The sequence below is a fragment of the uncultured Roseibium sp. genome (genome assembly GCF_947499295.1).
Lineage (GTDB): Bacteria > Pseudomonadota > Alphaproteobacteria > Rhizobiales > Stappiaceae > Roseibium.
In genome coordinates, this window is record NZ_CANMNP010000002.1 from 174,233 (window position 1) to 199,506 (window position 25,274).

At 55.4% G+C, this 25,274-nt stretch carries 27 protein-coding genes; 9 read left to right on the forward strand and 18 right to left on the reverse strand.

Annotated features, from left to right (window positions below):
• Window positions 1-49: 49 nt before the first annotated feature.
• From Q0835_RS04925 to Q0835_RS04940, 4 genes are read right to left on the reverse strand one after another with little or no spacing between them, the layout of a single operon-like run.
• Window positions 50-1,036: an NAD regulator gene (locus Q0835_RS04925; protein ID WP_298813753.1), complete on the reverse strand. Its 987-nt coding sequence runs from the start codon at window positions 1,034-1,036 to the stop codon at window positions 50-52.
• 2 nt (window positions 1,037-1,038) lie between these two features.
• A complete protein-coding gene (locus Q0835_RS04930; RefSeq protein WP_298958904.1) occupies window positions 1,039-1,554 on the reverse strand; it encodes a tyrosine phosphatase family protein in 516 nt (171 codons plus the stop codon).
• 52 nt (window positions 1,555-1,606) lie between these two features.
• Window positions 1,607-2,269 carry an HD family hydrolase gene (locus Q0835_RS04935; protein ID WP_298958905.1) on the reverse strand — a complete coding sequence of 221 codons (663 nt, stop codon included), beginning with the start codon at window positions 2,267-2,269 and terminating at the stop codon, window positions 1,607-1,609.
• A gap of 24 nt (window positions 2,270-2,293) precedes the next feature.
• A complete protein-coding gene (locus Q0835_RS04940; protein WP_298958908.1) occupies window positions 2,294-3,184 on the reverse strand; it encodes a folate-binding protein YgfZ in 891 nt (296 codons plus the stop codon).
• Between the two features lie 178 nt (window positions 3,185-3,362).
• On the opposite strand from Q0835_RS04940, the gene Q0835_RS04945 reads away from it, so the two are divergent.
• The 4 genes from Q0835_RS04945 to Q0835_RS04960 all read left to right on the forward strand — a co-directional run bounded on the left by Q0835_RS04945 (window position 3,363) and on the right by Q0835_RS04960 (window position 8,249).
• Window positions 3,363-4,694: a dihydroorotase gene (locus tag Q0835_RS04945; RefSeq protein WP_298958911.1), complete on the forward strand. Its 1,332-nt coding sequence runs from the start codon at window positions 3,363-3,365 to the stop codon at window positions 4,692-4,694.
• Window positions 4,695-4,923: 229 nt separating this feature from the next.
• Entirely contained in the window at window positions 4,924-6,150 is a 1,227-nt protein-coding gene (locus tag Q0835_RS04950; RefSeq protein WP_298958913.1) for a L,D-transpeptidase family protein, read from the forward strand.
• Between the two features lie 158 nt (window positions 6,151-6,308).
• Window positions 6,309-7,571: a DUF3419 family protein gene (locus Q0835_RS04955; RefSeq protein ID WP_298958916.1), complete on the forward strand. Its 1,263-nt coding sequence runs from the start codon at window positions 6,309-6,311 to the stop codon at window positions 7,569-7,571.
• Between the two features lie 21 nt (window positions 7,572-7,592).
• Complete coding sequence (locus Q0835_RS04960) at window positions 7,593-8,249, forward strand: class I SAM-dependent methyltransferase (RefSeq protein ID WP_298958918.1); 657 nt, start codon at window positions 7,593-7,595, stop codon at window positions 8,247-8,249.
• A 38-nt stretch (window positions 8,250-8,287) separates the two neighbouring features.
• Here the strand turns inward: Q0835_RS04960 and Q0835_RS04965 are convergent, their stop codons facing one another.
• The 5 genes from Q0835_RS04965 to Q0835_RS04985 all read right to left on the reverse strand — a co-directional run bounded on the left by Q0835_RS04965 (window position 8,288) and on the right by Q0835_RS04985 (window position 13,827).
• Window positions 8,288-9,763, reverse strand: coding sequence for a caspase family protein (locus Q0835_RS04965; protein ID WP_298958921.1), 1,476 nt, complete (start codon window positions 9,761-9,763; stop codon window positions 8,288-8,290).
• A 40-nt stretch (window positions 9,764-9,803) separates the two neighbouring features.
• Window positions 9,804-10,880 carry an OmpA family protein gene (locus tag Q0835_RS04970; protein WP_298958924.1) on the reverse strand — a complete coding sequence of 359 codons (1,077 nt, stop codon included), beginning with the start codon at window positions 10,878-10,880 and terminating at the stop codon, window positions 9,804-9,806.
• 176 nt (window positions 10,881-11,056) lie between these two features.
• The gene (locus tag Q0835_RS04975; protein WP_298958927.1) at window positions 11,057-12,130 is read right to left on the reverse strand and encodes an agmatine deiminase family protein; all 1,074 of its coding nucleotides are present in this window, start codon (window positions 12,128-12,130) and stop codon (window positions 11,057-11,059) included.
• 90 nt (window positions 12,131-12,220) lie between these two features.
• Window positions 12,221-12,814 (reverse strand): GNAT family N-acetyltransferase, encoded by a 594-nt coding sequence (locus Q0835_RS04980; RefSeq protein ID WP_298958930.1) that lies wholly within the window; start codon window positions 12,812-12,814, stop codon window positions 12,221-12,223.
• Between the two features lie 68 nt (window positions 12,815-12,882).
• Window positions 12,883-13,827, reverse strand: a complete 945-nt coding sequence (locus tag Q0835_RS04985) for a homocysteine S-methyltransferase family protein (RefSeq protein WP_298958933.1) — start codon at window positions 13,825-13,827, stop codon at window positions 12,883-12,885.
• 185 nt (window positions 13,828-14,012) lie between these two features.
• Between Q0835_RS04985 and Q0835_RS04990 the strand changes: the two genes are divergently transcribed.
• Complete coding sequence (locus Q0835_RS04990; protein ID WP_298958936.1) at window positions 14,013-14,630, forward strand: TetR/AcrR family transcriptional regulator; 618 nt, start codon at window positions 14,013-14,015, stop codon at window positions 14,628-14,630.
• A gap of 96 nt (window positions 14,631-14,726) precedes the next feature.
• Here Q0835_RS04990 and Q0835_RS04995 read toward each other — a convergent pair whose 3' ends face one another.
• Together Q0835_RS04995 and Q0835_RS05000 are read right to left on the reverse strand one after the other, a co-directional pair.
• Window positions 14,727-16,061: an MFS transporter gene (locus tag Q0835_RS04995; RefSeq protein WP_363324464.1), complete on the reverse strand. Its 1,335-nt coding sequence runs from the start codon at window positions 16,059-16,061 to the stop codon at window positions 14,727-14,729.
• 100 nt (window positions 16,062-16,161) lie between these two features.
• Complete coding sequence (locus Q0835_RS05000) at window positions 16,162-16,860, reverse strand: hypothetical protein (protein ID WP_298958942.1); 699 nt, start codon at window positions 16,858-16,860, stop codon at window positions 16,162-16,164.
• Between the two features lie 182 nt (window positions 16,861-17,042).
• Between Q0835_RS05000 and Q0835_RS05005 the strand changes: the two genes are divergently transcribed.
• Window positions 17,043-17,681: a LysE family transporter gene (locus Q0835_RS05005; RefSeq protein WP_298958945.1), complete on the forward strand. Its 639-nt coding sequence runs from the start codon at window positions 17,043-17,045 to the stop codon at window positions 17,679-17,681.
• Window positions 17,682-17,757: 76 nt separating this feature from the next.
• On the opposite strand, the gene Q0835_RS05010 is transcribed toward Q0835_RS05005, so the two are convergent.
• From Q0835_RS05010 to Q0835_RS05030, 5 genes are all read right to left on the reverse strand, one after another.
• The gene (locus Q0835_RS05010; RefSeq protein ID WP_006933467.1) at window positions 17,758-18,030 is read right to left on the reverse strand and encodes a hypothetical protein; all 273 of its coding nucleotides are present in this window, start codon (window positions 18,028-18,030) and stop codon (window positions 17,758-17,760) included.
• A gap of 189 nt (window positions 18,031-18,219) precedes the next feature.
• Complete coding sequence (locus Q0835_RS05015; protein ID WP_363324465.1) at window positions 18,220-18,630, reverse strand: TIGR02301 family protein; 411 nt, start codon at window positions 18,628-18,630, stop codon at window positions 18,220-18,222.
• 38 nt (window positions 18,631-18,668) lie between these two features.
• The gene (locus Q0835_RS05020; RefSeq protein WP_298958948.1) at window positions 18,669-19,697 is read right to left on the reverse strand and encodes a DUF3179 domain-containing protein; all 1,029 of its coding nucleotides are present in this window, start codon (window positions 19,695-19,697) and stop codon (window positions 18,669-18,671) included.
• A 106-nt stretch (window positions 19,698-19,803) separates the two neighbouring features.
• Window positions 19,804-20,226, reverse strand: a complete 423-nt coding sequence (locus tag Q0835_RS05025; RefSeq protein ID WP_298958950.1) for an NUDIX hydrolase — start codon at window positions 20,224-20,226, stop codon at window positions 19,804-19,806.
• 26 nt (window positions 20,227-20,252) lie between these two features.
• Window positions 20,253-20,765 carry a hypothetical protein gene (locus Q0835_RS05030; RefSeq protein ID WP_298958953.1) on the reverse strand — a complete coding sequence of 171 codons (513 nt, stop codon included), beginning with the start codon at window positions 20,763-20,765 and terminating at the stop codon, window positions 20,253-20,255.
• 125 nt (window positions 20,766-20,890) lie between these two features.
• On the opposite strand from Q0835_RS05030, the gene Q0835_RS05035 reads away from it, so the two are divergent.
• The gene (locus Q0835_RS05035) at window positions 20,891-21,643 is read left to right on the forward strand and encodes an SOS response-associated peptidase (RefSeq protein WP_298958956.1); all 753 of its coding nucleotides are present in this window, start codon (window positions 20,891-20,893) and stop codon (window positions 21,641-21,643) included.
• Between the two features lie 60 nt (window positions 21,644-21,703).
• On the forward strand, window positions 21,704-22,561 hold the full coding sequence (locus Q0835_RS05040; RefSeq protein ID WP_298958958.1) for a methyltransferase: 858 nt from the start codon (window positions 21,704-21,706) through the stop codon (window positions 22,559-22,561).
• Window positions 22,562-22,572: 11 nt separating this feature from the next.
• Here Q0835_RS05040 and Q0835_RS05045 read toward each other — a convergent pair whose 3' ends face one another.
• Window positions 22,573-24,339, reverse strand: coding sequence for a caspase family protein (locus Q0835_RS05045; RefSeq protein WP_298958961.1), 1,767 nt, complete (start codon window positions 24,337-24,339; stop codon window positions 22,573-22,575).
• Between the two features lie 214 nt (window positions 24,340-24,553).
• Window positions 24,554-24,985 (reverse strand): glyoxalase superfamily protein, encoded by a 432-nt coding sequence (locus Q0835_RS05050; protein WP_298958963.1) that lies wholly within the window; start codon window positions 24,983-24,985, stop codon window positions 24,554-24,556.
• Between the two features lie 3 nt (window positions 24,986-24,988).
• Between Q0835_RS05050 and Q0835_RS05055 the strand changes: the two genes are divergently transcribed.
• Window positions 24,989-25,171: a hypothetical protein gene (locus tag Q0835_RS05055; protein WP_298813706.1), complete on the forward strand. Its 183-nt coding sequence runs from the start codon at window positions 24,989-24,991 to the stop codon at window positions 25,169-25,171.
• Window positions 25,172-25,274 lie beyond the last annotated feature (103 nt).

The window sequence follows — 25,274 nt, forward strand, 5'->3', positions numbered from 1 at the left end:
CCGTCAAAGTCTTAGGCACAAATGAAAATACGATTCGATCAAAAGGCGGCTATCGTCCGCCACCAACGCGCAATCCAGGTGCAGGGCGCTCGCTCATCAATTGATGTCGAAAACGGAACAAGGCAGCCGGTCTCCCGCCGGTCGCGGTAGAGGTTGCTCCGGTTGGCTCAACCAGATCGGCGTTTTCTACAAGCCGTCTGAAATTCTGTTTGTGCAGGTGACGCCCGGAAATTGCTTCAACCGATGTTTGCAGGTCTGTCAGAGTAAAAGTTTCCGGCATGAGCTCGAATATAACCGGTCGGTATTTCAACTTTCCTCGCAGGCGGGAGATTGCCGTTGCCAGGACGCGTCGATGGTCGAACCTCATGGGCACGCCAAGGAAAGGCAGATCGCCACGGGCTTGCGCCGCGGCGCGACCGTCCGTTCGGGCCTCTTGCACCAATCCGGCTTCATAAAGCAGCTCGTAACGCTCGAGCGCACGTTCCTCGTCCCAGCTTGTCGTGCCGGTGCCGAAGGCAAGATGAATACGCTCGCTGCGGGCAAGTGGCCTTGGCGGTTCTCCGGCCGCCGGTGGTTCCTGGGCCCAAGCGTCGAGCGCTGGCAGAATTTCATTGTCGAGCAGCGCAGGGCGTCCGCTTCTCCAGTCTTCCCAAGGAAAATAGTCATACCAGGAATGCCAGGCGGAGTTGTGCTTAGACAGTGTTTCCTCAGAATCGGGTGTTTGACGCGTCAAGGCCAGGTACCCGACGGAAACAACATGAGGTCCTTCATCTCCGGCAACGCGGTGACGGCCCCGGTCGCCAAAAGTGTAGAGTTGTTCGACATAGCCAAGCCGCAACGCGGTCTGCTCTTCCACCCAGGCCCTCAGGCCGATGTCAAAGGTGCGATGCCGTATCGGGTCAAACGGTCCGAAGGGTAGTCCGTTAAGGGGTGAACCCACCGTGTCGTTCACATGGACGATCTGAGGCATGCCGTTGGAAACCGACACGATGACGGCGTTCAATCCGATTTCGATGCTGGCTTGCCGGTGCGGCATGGCTACTCCTCAGAATCGATGGGCATGAGAAACGGTGTTCCTTCAAAGGCGTTGGCACCTCGTCCAATTCCACGAATGGCGTCGATCATGCGCCCGTCCCGGCCCAACAACTTGTCGGCCATGGCCACGATGCGTGCATTTGGCGTTGCAGACGGCGAGCGCTTCCGCAGCAATGCGGCGAGCGCATATTCGTTTGCCGTTGGATTGAGAGCGCAGGCCGTAACGTAGGCACCTGCCGTTGACCGGCTGATGCCGGCCCAGCAATGAATAACCAGCGGCGCTTGCCTGTCCCAGGAACCGACAAAAGCAATCAGGTCTTCAACATGTCGTTCGCTTGCCGGGATCAATCCTTCGACAGGGTCGACAATGTCATTGAAAGCCAGGAAGAGGTGCTTGCCGGGATCAATGCCCGCCGGCGTCGGTACTTCCATTTCCGCATTGATTAGCGTGACCAGTGTTTTTGCGCCGGTCTTATTCACCGTATCCGTCAACTTGGATAAGGAGCACACGTGAAGCATGGCAAAACCTTTTTAGTATCTGCCAACAAACTAGGGTCATTCGCGCTCAAGGTCACCCGTTTGCTTCGCGTTCGCTCCGTTTGTTCCCAGCTTCACGCAGGGCTTCGATCTCGTTGAAACGCTCCATGAATTTTTCCTGGGCTTTTGCCACCGATAATGGTTCCAGCCCATAGTGCAGCTTGCCATCCTTGTTGAGTGGAAAACCACGAGGCCGTCCAAAGATCTTGGCTGCTTCCTGTTCATCGAAACCGGCAAGTTCAACAGCCTCGAAATACGCGCTGATGATATCCGCCCGTTTGGCGAGTTTCTTGACCGTCACAGGAATTACAGCAGGCAGTCCGAAGCGCAGGTGAATTGCGCCTTGCAATCGGGTTTCAACGGCCTTGTATGCTTCGCCGATAACCGCTTTGAACGGTGATATCATGTCCCCGATCACGTATTCCGGTGCATCGTGCAGCAACACGGCGAGCCGCCAGTTCGCTGTCAGGTCGGGCCTGAGTTGCCGCGCGATGTCTTCTACGATCAGTGAGTGTTCGGCGACTGAAAATGCATGATCGCCAAAGGTTTGGCCGTTCCAGCGTGCGACGCGGGCAAGGCCGTGCGCAATGTCTGAAATCTCGACATCGAGGGGTGAAGGGTCCAACAGATTAAGGCGTCTTCCCGACAACATGCGTTGCCAGGCACGAGGGGGCTGATCGGAACGGGCAGCGGGCATCGGTCCTCTGGACAAAGAGCGGTTTCAGTCCACGGCGCTCGTTTCAGGCCACGTGAATTGAGCCCAGTCAGGCAAAGCCACGCCGACTTCCACATCGCCGCATAGAAGTGGGCTGCCGTTGTCCTTGGCCTGCGCAACCTTGTCAAGGCGGATCAGCGCCAACCCAATCGACCCATTCTGACTAATGGCTGTTGACCCCAGCGTTCCCACACTCTTGCCCGCGGCGGTAAGGTCTGTTCCCTTGGCAGGAAGATCAGAGCCGCTGGCGACCTTGACGAACCGCTTGCGCGCCGTGCCACGGTGCTGGACCCTTGAAACAACTTCCTGGCCGACATAGCAGCCCTTTGTAAATGAGACGCCGTTCAGCTGGTCGAGGTCGGCGTCATGAGGAAAGATGTCGGAATAGTCATAGTCTTTCAGCCCTTCCGGAACGCCAAGTGCGATCCGGTGCGTGTCATAGGCAGCAAGATCGGCAGGAGCACCGTCAAGGGAATGCGATAGAAGATCGACCTGACCGACGACACGTTGACCGAGGGTCTCCAGACGCGGATCGTTGACCGTAAGGAGACCTTCGTTTGTTGTGTTTCCATCTCCCCAAAAAGCGAAGACGCCAATTTCTGCGTCGACAGCTTCAAGATCGACTTTCGCCCGCAAGCGGTAAAAAGTCAGACGCTTGAGCAGATCGGGGGCTATGGAACTTGGCGCGTCTACGTAAAAAACATCGTCGAGTTTGTAGATCAGGAAGTCGAAGAGGATCTTGCCCTGGGGTGTCAACAGAGCGGCGGAGGCAGCACCGAGCTGACCCAGATTGTCGAGGTCCGACGTCACCAGGTTCTGTAGAAAATGCGTCGCCTCATCACCGGCGACCCTGATCAGCGAACGATCGGTCAGATGAGCATAGGTTGCAGACGGCACGGCATCTTCCTTTTGTCGGACATGAAATTAGAACATTCGCCCTTGCCCCAAATAGGCTCTCTCAATGGTGCCGGCAAGAGTGGAAACCGGGCACCGTGTCTGGCTCTTTTAATAGGGTCCGCGTATAAGCCCCATGAGACCAGTTAAAATGCCCCGAACGCGATACCGGAGGAGCTCAATGAGCGCGACGTATGACCTGATCCTGCAAGGCGGAACCGTAGTCAACCAGGACGGCGAGGGGGTTCGGGATGTCGGGATTAGAAATGGTCGCATCGCCGGCATCGGCTCATTCGACAGCGCTCAGGCTGGAGAAGTGATTGACTGTACCGGATTGCATGTCTTGCCAGGGGTGATGGACACACAGGTTCATTTCCGCGAACCCGGTCTTGAGCACAAGGAAGATCTTGAAACCGGGTCGCGCGCTGCCGCGATGGGCGGGGTAACAACAGTCTTCGAAATGCCCAATACAAACCCCTTGACCACAAGCGAAGCGGCCCTTGCCGACAAGGTCAGCCGTGGGCACCATCGCATGCATTGCGACTTTGCGTTCTGGGTTGGCGGTACCCGCGAAAACGTGAAGGATATTCCCGAACTTGAACGGCTCCCGGCAGCAGCAGGTATCAAGGTCTTCATGGGGTCCTCCACCGGAGATCTCTTGGTTGAAGACGATCAGGGTGTCAGAGACATTCTGTCGGTAACAAGGCGCCGTGCAGCGTTTCACTCCGAAGACGAGTTTCGCTTGCGTGAGCGACAGGGGGAACGCGTTGAAGGCGATCCGAGCTCGCACCCCATCTGGCGGGATGAAATTGCAGCCTTGAAGTGTACCGAACGCCTGGTCACGATCGCCCGGGAAACAGGCGCAAAGATACATGTTCTGCACCTTTCGACAGCGGAGGAAGTGGACTATCTGATCGCGCACAAGGACGTGGCTTCTATCGAAGTAACTCCGCATCATCTGACATTGACGGATGAGGCCTATCATCGCCTCGGTTCATTGGTTCAAATGAACCCGCCGGTGCGCGCACCGCATCATTCGGATCGTCTGTGGTGGGGGCTGCAGCAAGGCATTCTCGATATCCTCGGGTCTGATCATGCGCCGCATTTGCTGGAAGAAAAACAGAAACCTTATCCAGCCTCTCCGTCGGGCATGACAGGTGTTCAGACCCTGGTTCCCATCATGCTCGATCATGTGAACGCCGGTCGATTGAGCCTCGCCCGATTTGTCGACATGACAAGCGCAGGCCCACTCAGATTGTTCCAGACTGCCCGCAAGGGTCGGATCGCGATCGGCTACGATGCGGACTTTACTGTCGTGGACATGAAGCTCAAGAAAACCATCAGGAACGAATGGATCGCTTCAAAGTGTGGTTGGACACCTTATGACGGTAAGGAAGTAACCGGCTGGCCCATTGGAACCATTGTGCGGGGACAGCGTGTCATGTGGGAAGATGAGCTCACAACACCGTCCCGTGGTGAAGCAGTCGTCTTTCAGGACGGCCTCAGGAAATAGATCGGAAACGCGTGAAGTCCCGCGTCTCAGGTGAGGCAAACCTCACCTCTTGGAGTCAGAGCTGTACAATTTGTGATGTGAATAACAGATCGAGTCCCGATAGTGTGCGACGGATTGGGGGAAAGGGTGAAGGAAACCAATAAGTAACCGTGTTTCCTAACCCGATCTAAAAAGATCTCGGTTAAACACTAGGTCGAGCTTGATAGGTTTTGCGTTGGGGAGCTCTGGGATGTCGTCTTTTAGTCAATATAGCCGCGGAAGGCGGACACGCGCTCTGCTGGGTCTGGCAAGTGCAGCACTTCTGTCAGCTACCGCCGTATCCGGTGCATGGGCACGCGATACTGCAAAGGATGCCGAAAAAGCGGCAACCGAGCCACCGTTGCATATGCTGGTGTCGTTGAACAAGCAGCAGATTCAGGTTTATCGCGGGCTCGATCTGATCGAAACGTCGCCGATTTCTTCGGGGAAGCGTGGGCACAGCACGCCCACGGGTGTTTTTTCGATCCTGGAAAAGCGCCGCAAGCATTTTTCCAATCTTTATGACAATGCGCCAATGCCATTCATGCAGCGTCTGACCTGGTCAGGTATTGCGCTGCATGTGGGAAGGCTGCCCGGTTATCCGGCTTCGCATGGCTGCATTCGAATGCCACGTCCCTTTGCCAAGTCGCTTTACAGCATGACGGACAGAGGCATGCATGTCGTCGTCACCAGGGATCCGGCAAAGCCGCAAAGCGTCCGTCACAGCGTCCTGCCGCAGCCCTTCGTTCCCGAGACCAAGGTTGCAAGTCTGTCCGGCAAGAACATTCAGGCAGACCCCGCCCTGCGGGGCGCTATTCAGCCCGCGAACCTGCAGGCTTCTTTGCCTGTTGCCGAGCTGGAAAATCCGTATTTTGACAAGCCTTTGAGGATGATCATTACACCTCAGAAAGCGCCGAGCCGCACGAGAGTACTGCAGCGTCTTCTGAATGAGATGGGCTACGACGCAGGTCCGGTCGATGGTATCTTCGGCCGCAAGACACGGGCTGCTTTGAGCCTTTATCAGGAAGGTGCCGAACTGCCAGTGACCGGCAAGGTGACCGATGCGCTTGTGGCAAAGATCTACGCAGAGGCCGGATATGAAAAGCCGCAGAATGCGATGCTTCGCGTACGCCGCAAGTTCCGTGATGTGTATTCAGCGCCTGTAACACTGAAGAACATAGACAAGGATATCGGTACGCACGTCTATACCGCGCTTGATTTTGAAAAGGGCGACCAGACCGTCGACTGGATGGCTGTCTCAGCAGAAGGCGACCGCGGCGGCGACTCAAAAGACTTGCTTGACCGGGTCGTGATGCCGGAAAAGGTCGCGCTCGAGATCTCCAAGATGCTGACGCCAGGGACATCCCTGACCATCACCGACCGGACTTTCAAGCGAAACACGGGCCTGGGCACAGACTTTGTCGTAGTCACCCGCTAGTCGGCTGTCCGATCAGATCCGAAACCGAAGATCCCCGCTCCGGCGGGGATTTTTTATTGCCCGGACAATCGAATAATTCTCCAGGAACGTCACCAAACTGTCGTGTCTCTGCCGTATCGGAAAGCAGGTTCATTTCACAGGCGACTCGGGAGAGGGCAATGGCGAATGGCACGCTATCGGCGTCCAAGAAACGGCTAAAGAACGCGGTTCACCGATCCGGGGCAACCTCTCGCGAGGGAATGCTTGAGCGCTTGTTCACCTTCGCCTTCAAGGGCCTTGTCTATCCTCAGATCTGGGAAGATCCGGACGTGGACATGAAGGCTCTGCGACTGACCCCTGATAGCAGAATGATCACAATCGCTTCGGGTGGCTGTAATGTCATGTCCTACCTGACTGCCAATCCGGCTGAAATCACCGCGGTTGACCTCAACCGCGCTCACGTGGCTCTCGGCCGGTTGAAACTGGCCGCAGCCAAGTATTTCCCGAACTACGAAACGTTCTACCGTTTCTTCGGCGAAGCGGACGAAAAAGCCAACGTGGCGGCATATCGTCGTTTCCTCAAAGACAACCTTGATCCGGAAACCATCGCTTACTGGGAAGGACGCGACCTGGCCAATTGGGGCCGGAAACGCATTACGCTTTTTTCCCGTGATCTCTATCATCACGGTCTCCTCGGATACTGCATCGGCTTGGGTCACCTTGTGGCACGGCTATACGGCATCGACCCCAAGCACATGGTCAAGGCCAAATCGCTTGAGGAGCAACGTTCGTTCTTCGATACGGCGCTGGCGCCCCTCTTTGACAAGCGACTTGTCCGTTGGGCGACCTCGAAAAAAATGTCCCTTTACGGGCTGGGTATTCCACCGGCACAGTATGACGCGCTTGTCTCAGCCAATGCGGAAGGGGACATGTCAGCGGTCCTGCGCCAGAGGCTCGAAAAGCTTGCCTGTGATTTTTCCATGCAGGACAACTATTTTGCCTGGCAGGCATTCGGGCGCGGATATGCATCGGATAAAGATGGGTCCACTGGAGGATCGGGGCCCTTGCCGCCCTATCTGAAACGAGCGCATTTTGAAGAAATTCGCGAACGCGCCGGCAGGGTGAGGGTCCTGAACCGGAACTTCACCGAGCACTTGCAAGGCGTCGATGACGACATGCTGGATGCTTATGTGCTTCTCGATGCACAGGACTGGATGACCGATCATCAATTGAATGCCCTTTGGAGTGAGATCACCCGCACCGCTCGACCGGGGGCCAGGGTCGTGTTCCGCACGGCTGCTGAACCCTCTTTGCTGCCGGGCCGCGTTGCTGATGCGATACTTGATCGTTGGACCTATGAAGAAAGAGAAAGCCTAGAACTCGGTCGGCAGGATCGTTCGTCAATCTATGGCGGGTTCCATCTTTATGTGTTCAACGGGTAGTCAGCTGATCCGGAAATGACAATGAGAGAAGCCGTCGAAACTGCCCGTTTGATGGATGCTGTCTATCGTAACCAGCGCCACTTTTATGATCTGACGCGAAAATACTATCTTCTCGGGCGCGATCAGCTAATCAGCGATCTGCAACCGCCGCGAGGCGGCACGGTATTGGAGCTGGGATGCGGCACGGGTCGGAACCTGGTGACAGCTGCACGGAGATATCCGGATGCGAGATTTTATGGCCTCGATATTTCCAGAAACATGCTGGAAACCGCAGAGAAGAACATTAAAAGAGCCGGTATCGGCGATCAGGTCCACCTGATTAAAGGCGATGCAGCCGATCCTTTCGTTACAGAAGGTCTGGGTATCCCGGCATTCGACAGGATTATTTATTCTTATACACTGTCGATGATCCCGGTCTGGCGAGAAGCGCTTGCCGCCGGAAGCAGGTGTCTCGCGGAAGGCGGGCGAATTCACGTGGTCGATTTCGGTCAGCAAGGACGACTTCCAGCCTGGTTCCGGAAAGCCTTGTTCAAGTGGCTGCGGTCATTCCACGTCAGTCCGCGCAGTGAGCTGAAATCGGAACTTGAGGCTCTTGCAGAACGAAAAGGTGCTGGCCTTGAATATCGCCAGCTCTATCGCGGATATGCAGATTATGCAGTAATCACAAGCGCCGAATAGAAAACAATCAATCGATCCTGAATGGCTCTCGCACAGGCCTATTCACATCCGCTGCGTGCCCAGTCTCTAAGTGCCGACTTAAATCCGCCGCCATATGGGTGAGCTTTGTCGGCTGCCTCGGAGTTTTCTTTCAAATAGGTTTGGGCCTGTTCGCAAAGGTTGGCCTGTTCCCACTGGTGGCAGGAAGCGCAACTCTTGTTTTTCCAGGCGTCTTCCGGCAGGCCCTCGATCGGTGGGAAGCGAGGAGATCCCTGAATGAGCTGGGCTATGCTGCGGGTGGCGATTTCGGCATCGCCAATGCCCAGGGGAGCATTGAATGTGATCCGTGTCTCCTGATCAGGCGCTGGCTGCTGAGGCTCTTGTGTCACGACAGGCTGAGGATTGGAGATCGGGTCCGTGCGTTGAGCGTTTGTCTGAATTGACTGCAACTCCAGGCGGGCCAGTTCGGCAAACGCGCCCTCGGGGTAAGCGTTCAGATAGTTCTCATAGGCTTCTGCGTCGCCGGTTTTGCGCGCTTCTTCAATAAGATCGCGCTCCGATTGGCCCGGCGAAACCGGTTCAGGCTGTACGGCCGGTTTCGACTGCTCGGCAGTTTCCGTTTCCGGTGCGGGTTTCCCGGCTTCCGCCTGCAGCTCCTCCAGCATCAATTCCTGTAGCAGTGCCCGGGCATCTTTCGTGAAGACGCTGTCCGGATTTGCGCGCAAAAACAGAAGAATTTGAACAGGGTCACGGCTCAGACGAACCGAGTCCCAAAGCTGGCGCATTTGCAGGAGTTGTGCCGGTGGCGCTTCAGCGGTGACGAATTGAAAGTCGGTGGTGAGTGAAGAGGTGTCCCATGGGGTCTGGAGCCCGCCGGTTTCGCTGAGAACGTCGACACGCACCTTCTTGAAAAGTGCCTCGACCGGGAGCCCCGGTTCTGTCATTCGTTTTGCTAGCGCTTCGGTGAACGGGCTGTTTGAACCGACACCGTCGATTGCAATTTCACCTGGGGCGGTTGAGTAGGAAAGGAACGTGCCCTTGGGCGCTTTCATCTCCGCAAGACCATTGTCGTTCAGATCCGCGATTGTCGTGAACGGGTTGTTCCGACACGCGTCGAGAATGACGATGTTCGTTCGGTTTTTTGCAGAAAACATCTGCCACAGCACTGCTTGGGCAGGCACGCCAACGAGACTGAGATCGGCGGCATCGTTGAGCGCGATGTCAACCGGTAGAAGAAAGTTGGAGCCAAAAGATTGCACGCCGTGACCTGCGTAATAAAACAGCCCCGTCGCGTCTTCGCCAGCGTCACGCAGTTTACTGCCGAAGCTTGCAATTGCCTGAACCATTTCAAGCTGTGTTGCTTCGGTGACGAGAATGACTTCGAAACCGACGGCTTCGAGCGAAGACGCCATCAGCTCGGCATCGTTGAGAGGATTGTCCAGCGGCGTCACATTGCTGTAGCCGGCGTTGCCGATGACAAGCGCAATGCGTTTTTCTTCCGCCTTTGCAGGCAGGATCAGGGCCAGCAAGATCATCAAGGTGGCCGAAACTAGCGAAGCTGAGCTGACTTTGTTTCTATTCAACAATGGAGAACTCTATTCGGCGATTTCGACGTTTGCCTTCCGGCGTGTTGTTGGACGCGACCGGTTGGGTTTCTCCATAGCCGACGCTTCTGATCCGATTATCGGGAATGTCCTTCGAGACGAGATAGTCCATGACGGCTGTTGCCCGGCGTTGTGACAATCTCATATTGGCTGCTGCGCGGCCGACGCTGTCGGTATGGCCGGCCACTTCGATCACGAGACCCGGGCAGCGGGCGACAATGTCAACAAGACTGTTCAGGAAAGGCTCACTTCTCGGGTCAAGACCGGAACTGCCGCTGGTGAAGTAGATGTTGTCAGTGCGCGACAGGATTTCAAAACGTCCGGTGCATGCCTCAAGATCAAAGTCGCCCTCTGGTTCCAGCGCTTTGGCGGCTGCTAGCTCCGATTGTTTGGCGGGTTCGGCAGAAGCTGTACGAGCTTCGTCATCATCCTGGTTCTTGGCAAAGACGAAATCGAAGGAAACCGTAGCCGAAGGTACGATCACGACATCTGCTGCTTCTTCCAGCTTCTTGACACCGCTATCCAGACCAAAATCGGAAGCTGCGACGGAGATCGGCGCTGTGCTCGACACGGCGACCAGATCGTCGCTCATCAGCGTCACGGCGACTTCGCTCGTTAGGGTCTTCTCGACACCGTGAAGCTTTAGGGAAAAGGTCAGCGGAATAATCTTGCGCTTGCGCTCGGGCAAATCGCTCAACACCGTCGGATCGATATTTGTTGAGATGACCGCCGAGGGAAACTCGAACGTTTCAAAGAAAAGGAAACGCATTCGCACGTTTCTAAGATCGATCTTGGTATCGATTGAATCAAGAAAGATGCGAACGGAAGCGTCGCCATTCTCTTCGATCTTCCCTTCAAACTCAGCAAAGCTGCTTGATTCAACCTGCGTAAGGTTTTTGACGGACTGGAATCTGAGCGACGACGCGTCGGGTTGAAGCGTCCAGCCGTCATCGAATATTCCGTCTGCCTGAGCACGGACGACGGGCGATGCCAGGAACGCAATGCCGGCTAGCAACAGAACCGCTAAAACGGCTCGTAACTTTGACATGTTTCATTCCTTCCTTGGTCGCACGCGCAAGCGCGCTATCCATAACATCCCTTCCCTAAGGAAACTGTAATAAGATACTGGAATAATGCAACTCTTCGTGAATGTATCTGAGGTTGCATGACGGATCTACGCATCATTTGGATGGCGAAGGCCGGGGCGGTCGGATACTGATGGGGTCAGGCCGACGGCAACTGTTGTGTCGCACAATGGATGCCACCACCGATCTCACCCAGAGCATCAACGTTCAGCGCGACAATCTGACGGCCAGGATAGTGTCGCTCAAGCGCTTTGACGGCGATTGCATCGGTTTCCGCGTCACCAAATTGAGGGGCTATCACGCCGCCGTTGCAAACGTAATAATTTGCATAAGAGGCGACGAAATCAACAGTTTGTACCCTATGGTCATATGGCTCGGGTATGACATCCACCTGCAGCTGAGCCGCAAGAAGCCGGTCGTGAGTATCAAGTGCAGCCTGATGAAACGGATCGGCCTCATCCGGCTCGTCAGGCAGATTGATCAGTACGCGTCCAGGACCAGTGAACCGGGCCAGGCTGTCGATATGATAGTCAGTGATGTCTTCCCCCCAGACGCCAGGTGACCAGATGAACCGTTCTGCGCCATAGGCTTGCAACAACAGGTTCTCAATCTCGGTCCGGGGCAGCCCCGGGTTTCTGTTGTTGTTGACCCAGGAACTCTCATGGGCGATCAGCAAACCGTGACCGTCGTGTTCGATCCCACCAGCCTCTCCGGTCGCCCCGCTGGAAACCAGCTCCATTGCCAGCCGCTCGGCGACCCGGGAAGCAATTTGGCCATCACTCTCATGAACCTGTTTGTTGCCCCATCCATTGAACTGGATGTGACTGACAACGCGTTTCCGCGTGCTATTGAAAGCAAATAGGGGACCGGAATCTCTGCACCAGAGATCCTCTGTCGGAATATCCCAAAGTTCAACAGCCGACGACAGGAGCTTGCGAGCCTGTGTGTGGTCTGCCGCTGCAGCCAACATCACGACAGGCTCAAACGCAGCGATCATATTGGCAATGTCAGCAATAGTTTGCTTGAGGTCACGCAGAAATGCCGTATCCGGGTGTACCCGTCGGCTGACTGGCCATTGCATGAAAGTCAGTTCATGTGGCGCTTCTTCCGGTGGCACGTACAAATCGGGTTTTTGCATTGCCAAGAGTGGCTGTCCTGTTAATGCGATCGTGCTCAGCATTGCACTCGTTTTGAGAAGTTCCCGACGTCGCATGCCGTTTTTCCGTTCGTCCTCATCGCGACCTGTTCTAGCAGATCCGGGCCTGAAATACGTCTGAATTTGAGGTTTCAGGCCCAGCAATTGCTATCGGTTCTTTTCCAGAAGCAAAACATCACCTGTGTAATAGGGTTGCACCGGGTGCAATCTCACACGGGATCTTGCTGTTTCTCGAAAGCCAAGACGCTTGTAGAGTCGTGCTGCGCCCGAGTTCTGCCCATAGACTTGAATGCTCAAGCGCGAAAATCCTGATGTGCTTGCGGCCGTATCAACTGCCTCCATCAACAAAGAGCCGAGACCGGATGAGCGATGACCCGGAAAGACGGCAAGTGCGTTGATGTACCAGGTTTCGACAGACTTCATTTCAAGTTCGACAAATGGGGCGATTGGGTCCGGCAGACTATCAATGTCTTCATCAGGGGCTTCAGCAATCGGGTAACTCAGCACCATACCGAGCACTTGTCCGGCATTCTCTGCCACTATTGCGTTTTTGTATGAAAACCCGCCGCTCTCTCTTTGCGCCCGCTCTGTTCCAACCTCAAGTGGTGTGCGGTTCTCAGCTGTATTTTGTGACCACAGCCAGTGGGGAATGCCTTCGCCAGCGATATCAATGAGTTTGGCAAGGTCCTGCGCGTCGGATGAGGTCGCAGGCCGAACAATGATTTGTTTCAAGTCGATCATGGTTTTTGTGTCCGTATGTCGGTGTTGATTGAAATTGCTGAAAAAATTCAGTTTCGCTCGGTTCGAATTCAAGCCGCCGGCGGAAGTAGTTCTTGTTTCGAGATACAGGTGACGTGGCGATGGTCGGTGCCGCAGCAACCTCCGATCAGGCACAGATTTGGAAGTGTCTTGAGAAGTTGAAGGTTCAACTGGCCAAGCTCCTCAGGGTCGCCATCATCCAGAATTTCAGCTGCGTCGAGTTCTGCATGGCTTTGCCGCGAAGCATTCGCCCGAACCCCGCCAATTCTCTCGAGCCAGGCGGCTTTGGTGTCGAGTGCATGCTGAAAATGGTCAGGATGTGCGCAATTGATCATGTAGTAGACCGGTGCTGCATCGGTAGCGTGATCAACAGCTTCGATGGCCTCTCCCAAAGGTTGACCAGACGGCAACCGGCCATCTGTTTCCAGGGTGAAAGCGATGGCAACTGGTACGTCGATCTCTTGTGCGGCTCGGGCAATCCCGATTGCTTCGCTTGAGTGCGTGAGCGTCATTGCACTGATCATGTCCACGCCGGCACGCCCGAGTGCATGGATCTGCGGTGCATGGATCATGAACGCATCTTCTGCCGTGAGTTCGGACGAAGTGGCGTAGGCATCTCCGCTTGGGCCAATCAGACCGTTGATAAGAATTGGCAATGCTTCCGTTTCGTGCCTGTTGCGAATATCGCTCACAAATTCAACAGCAAGGCGATTGGTCTCCATGATTTCTGCCACGGAAGTTTGCAATGGGCCTGCCCAGGCCAGGCCCGCCCGCCAGGTGGGGGCATCCAGAACGAACCCTCGACCGGATTTCCGGGCCAGATCAATAAAAGTCTCATAATACGCGGTCAGGTCATTTCGACCGGGCTCTGTATCCAACAGTACGGCAGCGGAGAAACAGGGGAGCTCATGGCCCTTGTCAAAAATCATGAAAGTCTCAAGGCCGCCGTCGGTCAGGAAAAATCGATCCGTCTCGGCAAGTAATTGAATTCGCATTTATTCCATCCTTTGTTTGATGGACAAGAAGTATGCTGCACGCCGATCCGTCGGTAGTTGTCGCGTGGTCAGGTTGCTCAAATTATTTTTGTGCAGTAATTTCAATGGCTAAGGCAGATTGATGTCACAGCGATAGGTGTAGGAAACGCTTGAACTGGACTCACGGTACAGTTGGGAAGGGGCAGATGACCGAAAAATCCGACACACGTACCCGGATCCTGGATATTGCAGAAGCAGCAGTGCTTGAAAAAGGCTTCGAGGCGACGTCGATCGACGAGATCGTTGCCGGCGCACAGATATCCCGCGGAGGTTTCTTTTATCACTTCAAGGACAAGAACGCGTTGGCACGCGCAATGCTTGAACGATACATCGCTGTTGAAGACGCACTTTATGACGACTTGTTTGCCCGGGCGCGCGAACTGAGCGACGATCCGCTTCATTCAATGCTGATCGGTCTGAAAATGCTGGCAGAGATGCTGGCCGATATGCCCAATGGCCATCCTGGCTGCGTAATCGCCGCGACCGCTTATCAAGACCGTCTGTTCGACAACGGTGTCCGGGAGCTGAACCGCCAGGCAATCTTGAGCTGGCGTCGGCGCTTCCGCGGCATGTTTGAAGAGATCTCATTGGTCTACCAGCCAAACGAGAATGTGAATCTTGATGCTCTCGGCGACATGGTTTCAAGCGTTGTCGAAGGAGGGCTGGTTCTTCAGCGGGCCCTTCGCGAGAACAACAGCGCTTCGGAACAAATCATGTTGTTGCGCACCTACCTGAAGCTACTGTTCTCGCCGCGCGCAAACTGAAGGCTCGGCAACGGGGTCATGATGACGTCATGAATTGGTCTGAGGCACCCTTAGCTTTGCAGACTTGCCATAAGCTAAACGGCCAAAATCCTGGCTTCATTTACCGGAAGTCTCAGCCTGACTTTCGTTGGTCCGTCTGAAACTGACCGAAATCATGGCCGCACTTGCAATAACAACAGCGGCAAGCGGGAAGACCCAGGCACCAGCCCAATTGTAGAGCAGGCCACCTGCAAGCAAGCCGAATATGCTGGCCGCGGCCCCGAGGCTGCTGGCAAAGCCCTGGACAGCGCCCTGGAGCGAACGTCCGGCGAATTCGGACAGAACCGCGGTGAAAGTTGGCCACATCAGCCCATTGCCAATGGCGATGAAAAGGGCGGCAAGATAAATCGTGATTGGATTTTCCCAGAACAGGCATACAAATCCGAGGCTCAGTATCAGTCCGCCCGCCAGAAGCAGAATATGCTGGGGTATCAATCCAGATACCCGAGAGAGCAGGGGCCCCTGAACGAGCATCATCCACAAACTGAGGACAGCGAAGAAAACCCCGGTTTCGGTCACCGTCCAAGCGAGCTGTGTCGCGGCGTGAACCGGAAACGCGATATAGAAGAAACTGAACCCCAGCATGACCAGAAAGTTGACGGTCAGGAGTGCGGGCATCAGCGGCAGACGAAGAATATCCTGGTTCGAGGTCTCCTCGCGGCCTTTTAGTTGGTAGACTTCCTTTGTGTCCTGTCCGAACACCTTGCAGGCATTGCGAAGGCCTGGCTTTGATTTCAGGACCTCGGCATGGCTTTCCTTCAACCCGAGAAGAATGAGGACGCTGGCGATGATCGAGATTGCCAGCGCTGCGACCACGGGCAAGATCTCGCCAAGAACGGTTGCTCCCAGAAGACCGGCCAGAGCGGGGCCCAGAATAAAACCGGCATTTGTCGACATTGCCATCTTGCCGAAGTCTTTGGTGCGGTGCGCGTCATCGGTAATGTCGGCCAGATAGGCATTGGCAACAGAAACGTTGCCTCCGGTAAGGCCATCGGCGGCTCTTGCAAGAAACAGGATGATCAGGGGCAATGTCAGACTGAACTGTCCAAGAAGGGCATTGTCCACATCAAGAAGTGAGTCGGTCGGCAATGCGAAGGCAGTTAGAAAAATGATCCAGGACAGCATCGTTCCAAGCTGACTGAGCAGAAGGACCTTTCGGCGGCCGACCTGATCGGACCATTTTCCAAGAATAGGGGCTCCGATCAGCTGGAACACGGAATAGGTTGAAGCCAGCGCCCCATATATGATGGCATTGCCGCCCCATTGGGCCACAAGAAAAACCATGAACGGCACAACAATTGAAAATCCCAGCGTGCCGACAAAATTCACTGAAAGTATCGGAACAAGCGAGGCGCGATCGTGCGGCTCATAGTCTGCGGTTTCGATAGCCAAATCTGCGCCTCGTGGCCGATAGCAGGAAGGTCGCGAGTATGACCAAGGACAAGGTGCATGGAAAGCGTGTGTTGAAGTCAGCCTTCCGGGGATATCCCAGTTAATCCCCTGCAACGAAATAGTGCAGTGTGCCGTCAGGGCCGATGCCGACACGGTAAAAGCTCCAGGCTCCGAAGTCCTGCATCTCGGCAAAATCACCAGCCGTCACGATGCGGAACAGCTCGACTTTCTGTTCAGCTGTCAGGTCATGCAGCGGGAAGCGGGCAAAATAGGGCCAGACATACATTTCCTGGGGCGTGCCCTTGTCGACGTGAATGAAACCGGCATCCAGAACATCGGCCAGGATGGCCAGGATTTCAAAACCCTCACCGTCGCCCGAACTCTGTTTCAAAAACTCGATCGGATCACCGATCTCGCCAAAGGATAATGTCGGCGGCAGTTCGTTGCTTTCAAGAACCATGCGCATGCGTTTCATGTCGCCAAGCAGTGCGGCTTCTTTCAACTGTGAATGCATGCGCGCGACGGGCTTTGGCAGATAGTCCGTGCTGTAGAGAACTTCCGGCAGCGGGGCCTGTGCACCTGCATCGGTTGATTTGACCTTCGGATCGTCGGACGGTGGCGGGCTACTCGACTGCGGAACCTTAACGTCGTCTTCAGAAAGCGGTGCCGTGTCGGACTGAGTGCCGGATGTGACTGGTATGGTTTCCGTCTGCACTGTGAGCGCCTTGGCCGCCATGGCGCCGTTCGCGCCCAAAGCAGCGAATAGGGCAAGACCTGTTGCCGAGAATATCCGTCTCATTTTTGACTGTCTCCCGATGCCGCCCTGCCCGAATTGAATAGGCCTTTCATTAAACAATTCATGCGAGTGTGGAAACAGCGCCAATGTGAATTTCTCGCGCCTTGTCATCAAGCTGATGGATGTTTATCGAAAAGTGCAATCTTCACGATAGCGAGATCAGAGGTCTGGGGGTTAGACCGGTTGTGTCATTTTTTGAATATGCGCTGATCGGGTTTGTTGTCGGCATACTCACAACAGCGCCTGTCGGCCCAGTCAACATCATGGCGATCCAGCATGCCGTTCACAGCGGTTTCCGCCAGGGTGTCTTTGTTGGTCTTGGCGCAGTCGTGGCCGACACGATTTACGCAGCCGCAGCCATTTTCGGTGTGTCAGCGGTCATTAATTTCATCAAGGGTCAGTCGGGTTTGATCGAACTTGTCGGCGGAGCACTGCTGATCATATTCGGCTTCAAGATCTGGCACACCCATCCGCACCTGAACGGCAAGGGCAACGGGTTCGAAAGAGGGTTCCTGGGAGATGCCGCAGCCGCGTTTTTCATGGCAATCACCAATCCGGGAGCGATTCTGGCTTTTATTTTTATCTTCGGCAGCCTGGGTGACTGGCGGCCGCAGCACGGCGATCATATTGGTGCATTGATTATGGTCGCCGGCGTTGCAGCGGGAGCAACGTCATGGTGGGTGTTCATATCGGCAACTGTATCCCACTTCAGACAGTCGATTGATGACAAGTGGCTTGATCGGGTGAACCACATCGCAGGTGTCTTGCTGATCTCTTTCGGTCTGTTGCTTTACGCGAACCTGGCGTTTGACGCGTTCGGATAGGGACTTTTCGCCAGGTAAGACAGAATCAAAAAAGGCCGGACTGTCCGGCCTTTTTCATTTTCTAATTCCTGGCGGACTATTGAAGAACGCGGTTCACAGTGTAGTCGCCTTGCAGGATGCGATCCGGCAGTCCTTCGGCAAGCTTGGCAACAGCGTCTTCGCCATAGGCGGCTACGAGATCCGCGAGAGCTGTGAACATTGCCGCATGCGCTACTGCGTCAGCGTCGACACCATTGGCAATTGCTTCTGCCCATGCGTCGGAGATGAAGCCCAGAGCAGCACGCCTGATGTCTTCGTCTTCGGCAAATTCGGCTTCCATTGCCGCATCAGCATAATCGTCGTTTATCATTCGCTTCCTTACCGGTTCTCTCCGTACGCTGCGTAACAACTCCAGCGTGTTCCTGCCCCGAATCTTGTAGTCCGATCCTAGCACGGCGGACCGCGCTGATAAGTAACCGTGAACGCAAACTTAACGTCCACCCACAAATTTGATGGAAAAGGTTTACGAAGTCGTAACTTTTGAAAGTTTTCTGTGGAATTATCGGCCGTATCGACTGGTGACGTCGGTAATAATTGTTTCGCCTTCGCTCAGGTACTGTCCCATTGCGATACGCGCCGCGTCCGTGCAGTCCCGGTAAGCAACTGAAAAGCCACGATAACCTTGGTTAAAACGTTCGATAAAACGTCGGCGCCGGTTTTCGTCCAGTGTTTCAGCGTCCAGAAAGTCTTCCATCTGGTCCCGCCAGCTTGGGGTGTCATCTTCGCCGCATAGCGGTCTGAGAAAATGAAGGGCACCGAAGATTTCTGACAAGCGCATCAGCTGTTGTTCAAAGGGCGGTTCGTCCACAGAACTCTCCTGCGCCAATACAACTTGTGCAGGTAGCGACAGCATTGGAATCGCAAAAAGGGCAGCGCGGGCCGAGGCAAATCGCTTGCATCCATTCTTCATGAGCGGATCATGCGCAAGTGAGCTGCATGCTGCAAGCGCTATGGTGACTTGATCCCAAGAATTGGCAGTTCAGGGTGAAAGGCGTGAACCACGAATGCGAAGGTTACGTCATGAACGAGCGGCACTTCATCAGATCCCGAGGTCTTCACCGCGTCGACAGAACCGATAGAGCGGCCTGCGTCGGTTTTGCCTTTGTCCAGGATGGAGGAAATTTCACCTGTCCAGCGCAACGACACGCCGTCTTCAAGCTCAAGCGCGCCATTTTGGCGGATGTGTTCCAGCGTTGCCGCAATGAGCGTGTCACCATTGCGTAGGATCACTACCCTTGCCATCGGATTGATATCGCCCGGCAAGTCGCCTTTATAGAGTGGATAAGGTGCGGAGCGACTGTCATACCCGAGATAGGGATTGTGACCATAGTTGCGTCTTGCAGGCACGGGCCGGGCAAGGACCTCGGCATTTGGGTGCGCTTTCTTGAAGTCCGCAAAAGCAACGACCCTCGACGGGATCATTTTCAGCTCCCGGCCGGCATGCGTTCCAACAATGCCTTCACCCGTAAACTGCTGCCACCAGGTCTCCGATTGGCGGTCGTACATAACAAGGTCAGAGTTGCGCAAAAGTCCGGTTGTTCCGAAATCCAGTAATTCGCTGTCGAGCCTGCGGTCGAAGACGATGGAGGAGTTGCAGAGCGGGCAATAGGTAACGGCGACCGGGAGATCGTCAATGCGATCGTTGACAATTTCGTGCCAGATGAGGATCTGCAGCGGATAGGCCTTGATAACGTCGCCTTGTTCCAGACGGATCACCGGTTCTCTGCCGTCCAGCCAGGTTATCGTGCTGGCCGTTTCAAATTGCGGCTCATCGATCGATGGTATCCCGTCCTTTGGTGGGCCACCGGAAAAAATATCTTTGAAGTCGACGGTGGATTTTGAAAAATCAGTGATGAAACCGCCCCGCTGCCATCGTTCGGGACTGGCATGACCTGAGCTGGCGAAGGCGAGGGCGAGAAGGCTGACAAGTGTCATGGATCGCAGGAGCGCTGCTCCAGTAGTTCCTAATGGCCACATGGTCGTGTCTCCGAGACGCAAGTTGTTTCTGGGCCATCGTCCAACATTTTTCAGCGGAAATGGAATCACAGTCTTTGCAAAGCTGCGTGAAGCGCATAGGCGATTGTCAGACCTGCATGAGCCGCCGAATTCGTTTTGGTGTACCTGGCGTTGTCGGTCGGTCATCCAGATCGTCGATGTGAACCCACGCAACATCAGCGGCGTCATCGCCGGCCAGAGCCGCCCCGGAGAGATAACTGCCCCGGAAGACGGTCAGGATGAAATGGGTCACTACCTTTCCGTGCTCGTCCCGGACTATGGAGTCGAAGGTTTCAACCGGTTCACCGAGAATGGCTTGAACGCCGGTTTCTTCACGCAACTCTCTTTCGGCAGCTTGTTTCAGGGTTTCACCCAATTCAACAAGGCCTCCGGGCAGACTCCAATGACCAAGGTAAGGCTCCTTGCCGCGCTTGATCATGAGCGCCTTGTTGTCCTTAAAGCACAGTACACTGACACCGACACGGGGCGCATCTGGATAGAAACGGGACATATACCGGCCTGGGAAAGTAGTTCGGATCAGGCGAACAGGGCGTCGATTTCCGCCTGGGCACCATCGCCTTCATGTTGCGTTGCTTCTGGCTCAACATGACCATGGATCACGGCGCCGGCAACAGAAATCAACGGTTTGATCTCATGGGTTGCTCTGTCGGCGATTTCCGCAGCAACGGTGGCAGGGTCGGCAGCTTCGCGAAGCTGCGTCTGAATTTCACCAACCAGGTTGTTGATGTCTGCAACCTGGGCTTCCAGATGTTCACGCAAGTAATTGGGCGCGGCGTGATAAGCCGCAATGGCCAGATTCTTGTCCTTGAAGGTCGAATTTTCAAAATGACCTTCATAGTCCAGAGGTTCCCAATCGAGAACATCTTCTGCGCAATCAGGCATTGCCGGAAGCATTTCCAGCAGCATCATCACTTCGTTGAAATGATTGAGGTAGTCCGTTGCCAGACCAGTCTGGGGATTGATATTCGCCTGCTCCAGCCTTTCGGCTGCCAGATCCCCGGCGCCCAAAACTGGATCCAAACACTCCATACCCGTCCCCCGTTATTGACTTGATGATCAGACTACTTCTTTTTTGTTTCCAATTGCCTAACTTGGCATCAGCTTGTAGCGCCGAGTTCTGAACGCGAACCGGTTCCGGATAGGGGATACCTAAAATGTGCGGCCGACTTGCCCTCACTACGCCGCCGGACGCTGTTCGGAGTTTTTTTGAATATCTGGACCAGCCGAACTTTCCGCCCAGATACAACATCGCACCAACACAGCCCCTGGCAGTCGTTCGCCAGGACTTCGGTAAGCGCAGATTTCACCTATTGCGCTGGGGGCTGATACCTTCCTGGGTCAAGGACCCTGGCAGTTTTACGCTTCTGATCAACGCAAGAGCGGAAACAGCCGCTGAAAAACCCTCGTTCCGCGCAGCGATGAGGCATCACCGCTGCCTCATTCCAGCGTCGGGTTTTTATGAATGGCGGCGGACGCCGGAAGGCAAGCAACCTTATTGGATCCACCCTGCCAACGGTGATCTGATGGCATTTGCGGGCCTCTGGGATACCTGGTCAGACCCTGATGGCGGCGACATGGATAGCGGTGCAATTCTGACCATGCAGTCCAATGGGATGATGTCCGGTATTCATCATCGAATGCCGGTCATTCTGAAACCGGAAGTTTTTGATGTGTGGCTTGATACGGCAAATGTGGATGTGCGTGAGGCGAAGAAACTTCTGGTTCCAGTTGAGGATGACTTTCTGGTCGCTGACCCTGTTTCAACGCGGGTGAACAAGGTCGTCAATGACGATGAAGACGTGCAGCGTCCTGTCAGCGAAGATGAGATGGTCCTGGCCCATGCAAAGCCAGTGGACTCCAGGTCTGGAAAACCAGCCAAGGACGACAGCCAGCTTGATCTTTTTTGACGAGATTTCCCGTGCAAAGCGCAATGGATGCTTGTAGGGGAGGGGCTCTAAGGAGATCCGATGAGCGATGATGACGACGCACCGTCTCAAGGCAACGAGACAGACAATGAAGCGCTGGCTGAGGCGTACAACAAAGGGCTCGAGCTTCAAAAGACCGGTGATCTGACCGGGGCGGAAGAAGCCTTCCGGTTGGCATTGGCACTCGATCCGAAGGACACGGGAGGCGTCGCGATACGTCTTGCGGCCATAGGTGTTGAGAATTCTCCCGAAAAAATGCCTGATGCCTATGTGGCAACACTCTTTGATCAGCATGCAGATGTCTTCGACGAGATCCTGGTTGATGAACTGGGGTATTGCGTGCCTTTGCTGGTGCGCGACCTGATTGATCGCCTGGCCATTGGCCCATTCGATCGCATGCTCGACCTTGGCTGTGGCACCGGGTTGACAGGTGTATCTCTCGCGGATTGCACGCATCATCGGACAGGGGTCGATCTGTCGGAACGCATTGTGGAATTGGCCTATGATCGAGAGGTCTATGATGACCTTTATGTTGGTGAAGCCGTTGAGTTTTTGAAAGATTTTGAAGAAGAGGACGGTTCCAGGCCACATTGGGATCTGATCGCCGCCACGGACGTGCTGCCTTATCTGGGAGCGATCGAACCGTTCCTGAATGGAGCGTCAAACCGGCTGAATGCACGCGGGTACCTGACTTTTTCCACTGAAACCCTCCCCAAGGAGACCCTCTCAGGCCGGTCATATATGGTCGGACCCAAGAACCGGTTTGCGCAAGGAGAGGCTTACGTTCTCGCCGGGCTTGGCGCTGCCGGATTTGAGGTCCTTGCCATGGAACCGATCACGGTTCGTCTTGAGGAAGGTGAACCCGTCCCCGGGCATCTGGTGATGGCACGCTTGCGCTAGGCCCCGGCATTTTACTTTGAAAAATAGAATTCACGGCGAAGTGCCGAATTGTGCCAGGGAGATTGAGAGCCTTGCGTGGAGGCATAGACATCGGCCTTGACGCGCTTGAGCATGATTTCAATTTCCAGAGACGGCGTTTCGATATGTTTCAGTAGAGCCTCGGTAAACGGACTGTTCTGGCCTTCCCCGTCCAGAGCGACATCGCCGGGGGCTGTTGCAAATCCGATCAGGATATTGCCATCTCCCGCGCGCGGTGCTGCGAGGCCGCGGCCAACAGAGGCACTTCGGCTAAGGGTTCGAAACCGCCGGGACAGTGGGTTGTCCCGGCAGGCGTCGAGCAAAGCGATCGACAGTCTGCCGGGGGCGTTCATGTAGTTCAGGACCGTGCCGAGTTCGATTGTTTCGAAATCGACTGCGGTTGCGTCTTCCAGCTTGGCATCGATCGGAATAAGGAAGTTTCTTCCATCCATCTGCATGGCATGACCGGCATAGAAAAAGAGCGCAACATCCGCGTCCTGAATGTTGCGCACAAAGGATCTTATGGTGCTCTCCATGGCCACCTTGCTTTGGTCGAGACCAAGGATAACCGTGAAGCCAAGCCGTTTCAGGGAGGCCGTCAGACCTGCCGCATCATTCTTCGGATTGGGCAAGGGTGTCGTGTGCTCATAGGCCGAATTGCCGATGATCAGAGCAACACGCTTTCCATCAGGCAAAGATGACAGGTCAGGCAAATTCGGGGATGAAGCAGGTGGATTTGAGTTTGCATCAGGTCCGATGGTCGGCACGCCCGGCGAAACAGCCCCAGACGAGGATGGCTTGGCAGCTGCCAGATAACGGCCGTGCGCCCAGCCTCTCATGCCGTTGGTAAGCTCAATTTCGAACCAGGCGCCTTGCTGGGCAAGCATTGAAACCTCGGTTCCCTCAAGCAAGCGCGCAATTTCCGTGTGACGGGATCCTGCACCGGTCCGCAGCGACAAAAAGCTGTCGCCACTGTCGCTCAGATCGCCGACAACGCCAGGGCGGGGAGGAGCAATCGACCGTTTTGCAATTGTCGGTGACGTGACCGGAGGAGGCGCAATGACGGGCGTTTGCGGTGAAGGCGCATACGAGGGCGCAGAGGCTACGTACTTGCTGTAGGCCCAGCCGCTGCGCCCGTTTGCCATTGCGACATTGAGCCAGGAACCGCTGCGCCCCAGGATTGTCAGCGGAGTATTTGGGGCCATACGTGCGACTTCCTGATAACGCGTCCCGGGACCTGTACGCAGCGACAGGTAGTTGTCGCCACGCGGATCCAGGCCACTCACATAAGCCTGGGGTGGCGACCGTTCGGGCGATGGACTGGTTCCTTGTTGCAGGGCGGTAGCGGCAAACAGTGCCTGCGAAGCCGCGCCTGTCATGCCGGTGGCGGACCAGACCGCATATTGAAACCGCTGACCGTTGTGAAAATAGCTATCACCGGGAATGATCCCCGTGGAAACCAGCCGGGCCCTGTATGAATTTCCGGCTGGCTGTCTCATCCAGCCCAGTGTGACGGCATACCAGCCGTTGTTGGACTGAAAGACAGTAACTTGCGGAAATCGTTTGGCAAATCCACTTGCCAGCGAAATTGCGGCATTTGCGTCAGGCCGGCTGGCGACTACCAGCCAGCCGGAATTTCCGCCTGGCATGACAGAGGCAGACGCGGTGGAAACCAGGGTTGACGCCAGCAGCGCGAACAGGATGCATAATAAGCGCAGCCGGTGAAAGGGCTTCGAGGCAGCGGCGATCTGCTCGGTCATGTCTGACGTCCTTGGGTCACGGGTACGAACCTGGCCCAAGACGCCGCTGCCGGCGGGTCGGTGTGCCAAGCCCTTCAACTTGTCTGAATTGCTACTATGCCATGGCTTCCGCCGGTTTTCATGATTTTACGAAACGGCGAACCTGAGTGTGGAGGAGGACGCGGTGCTGTCCTCACGCGAACGCAAGGCCAGCACCGCGCATTGGAACCGGACATCAACCTGATGTCTTCAGTCGCAGATATGGTTCACCGTTGGAGGTTTTTTTGACCGCGATACCGTCAGCCGTGATCACGCAGGTAACGCGGCTGCGCAACGCGGAAAAGCTGTCGAATGTTACCACGTCGACCGGTGTATCGAACTGGAGGGTGATCCGGTATTGCCCCGATGATCCCAGCTTGGAAAGCGACAGGATTTCGCCTTCAAAGGGCTGGAGCATGTATGTCCCTGTCACCCGGTCCGAGACGGAAAAGGAAACGGAGTTTGGCTTCGAGAGTGCCGCGCAGGCAGTGTTCCAGTCCTTAAAGCCATGTTGCACCGACAAGATTTCCAGTGCCTGGCTGTGGGAAACGATTTGGCCTTTTGCAGCGAGCGCGGTACGCAACCGCTTGGCCTGAGTTTTCAGGTCGGCGACGCTTGGAGGCGACATGAGATGTACCTTTCAAGAAAGGCAGGCGATGTCGACGGGGCCCGCATTGCCATCAGCCTGCACAGTCCTGTGGAAGCTCATGCATGTCCGCGAATGGATCGCGCGAGAAACTTCACCAAGGGCAAGTGCCCGCGGGCGGCCGGTGCTCTCGAACCGGAGCCGTCAATAAGCGTCGACCTCGATTGAGTCAATGACCAAAAAAGAAAGCCGCTATTGCGGCTTTAAGGAGAGGGAGGTTTAGATGAACCGGCAGGCGGTACCCGCCGCCGGGAGTTTGTGCGCAATCGGA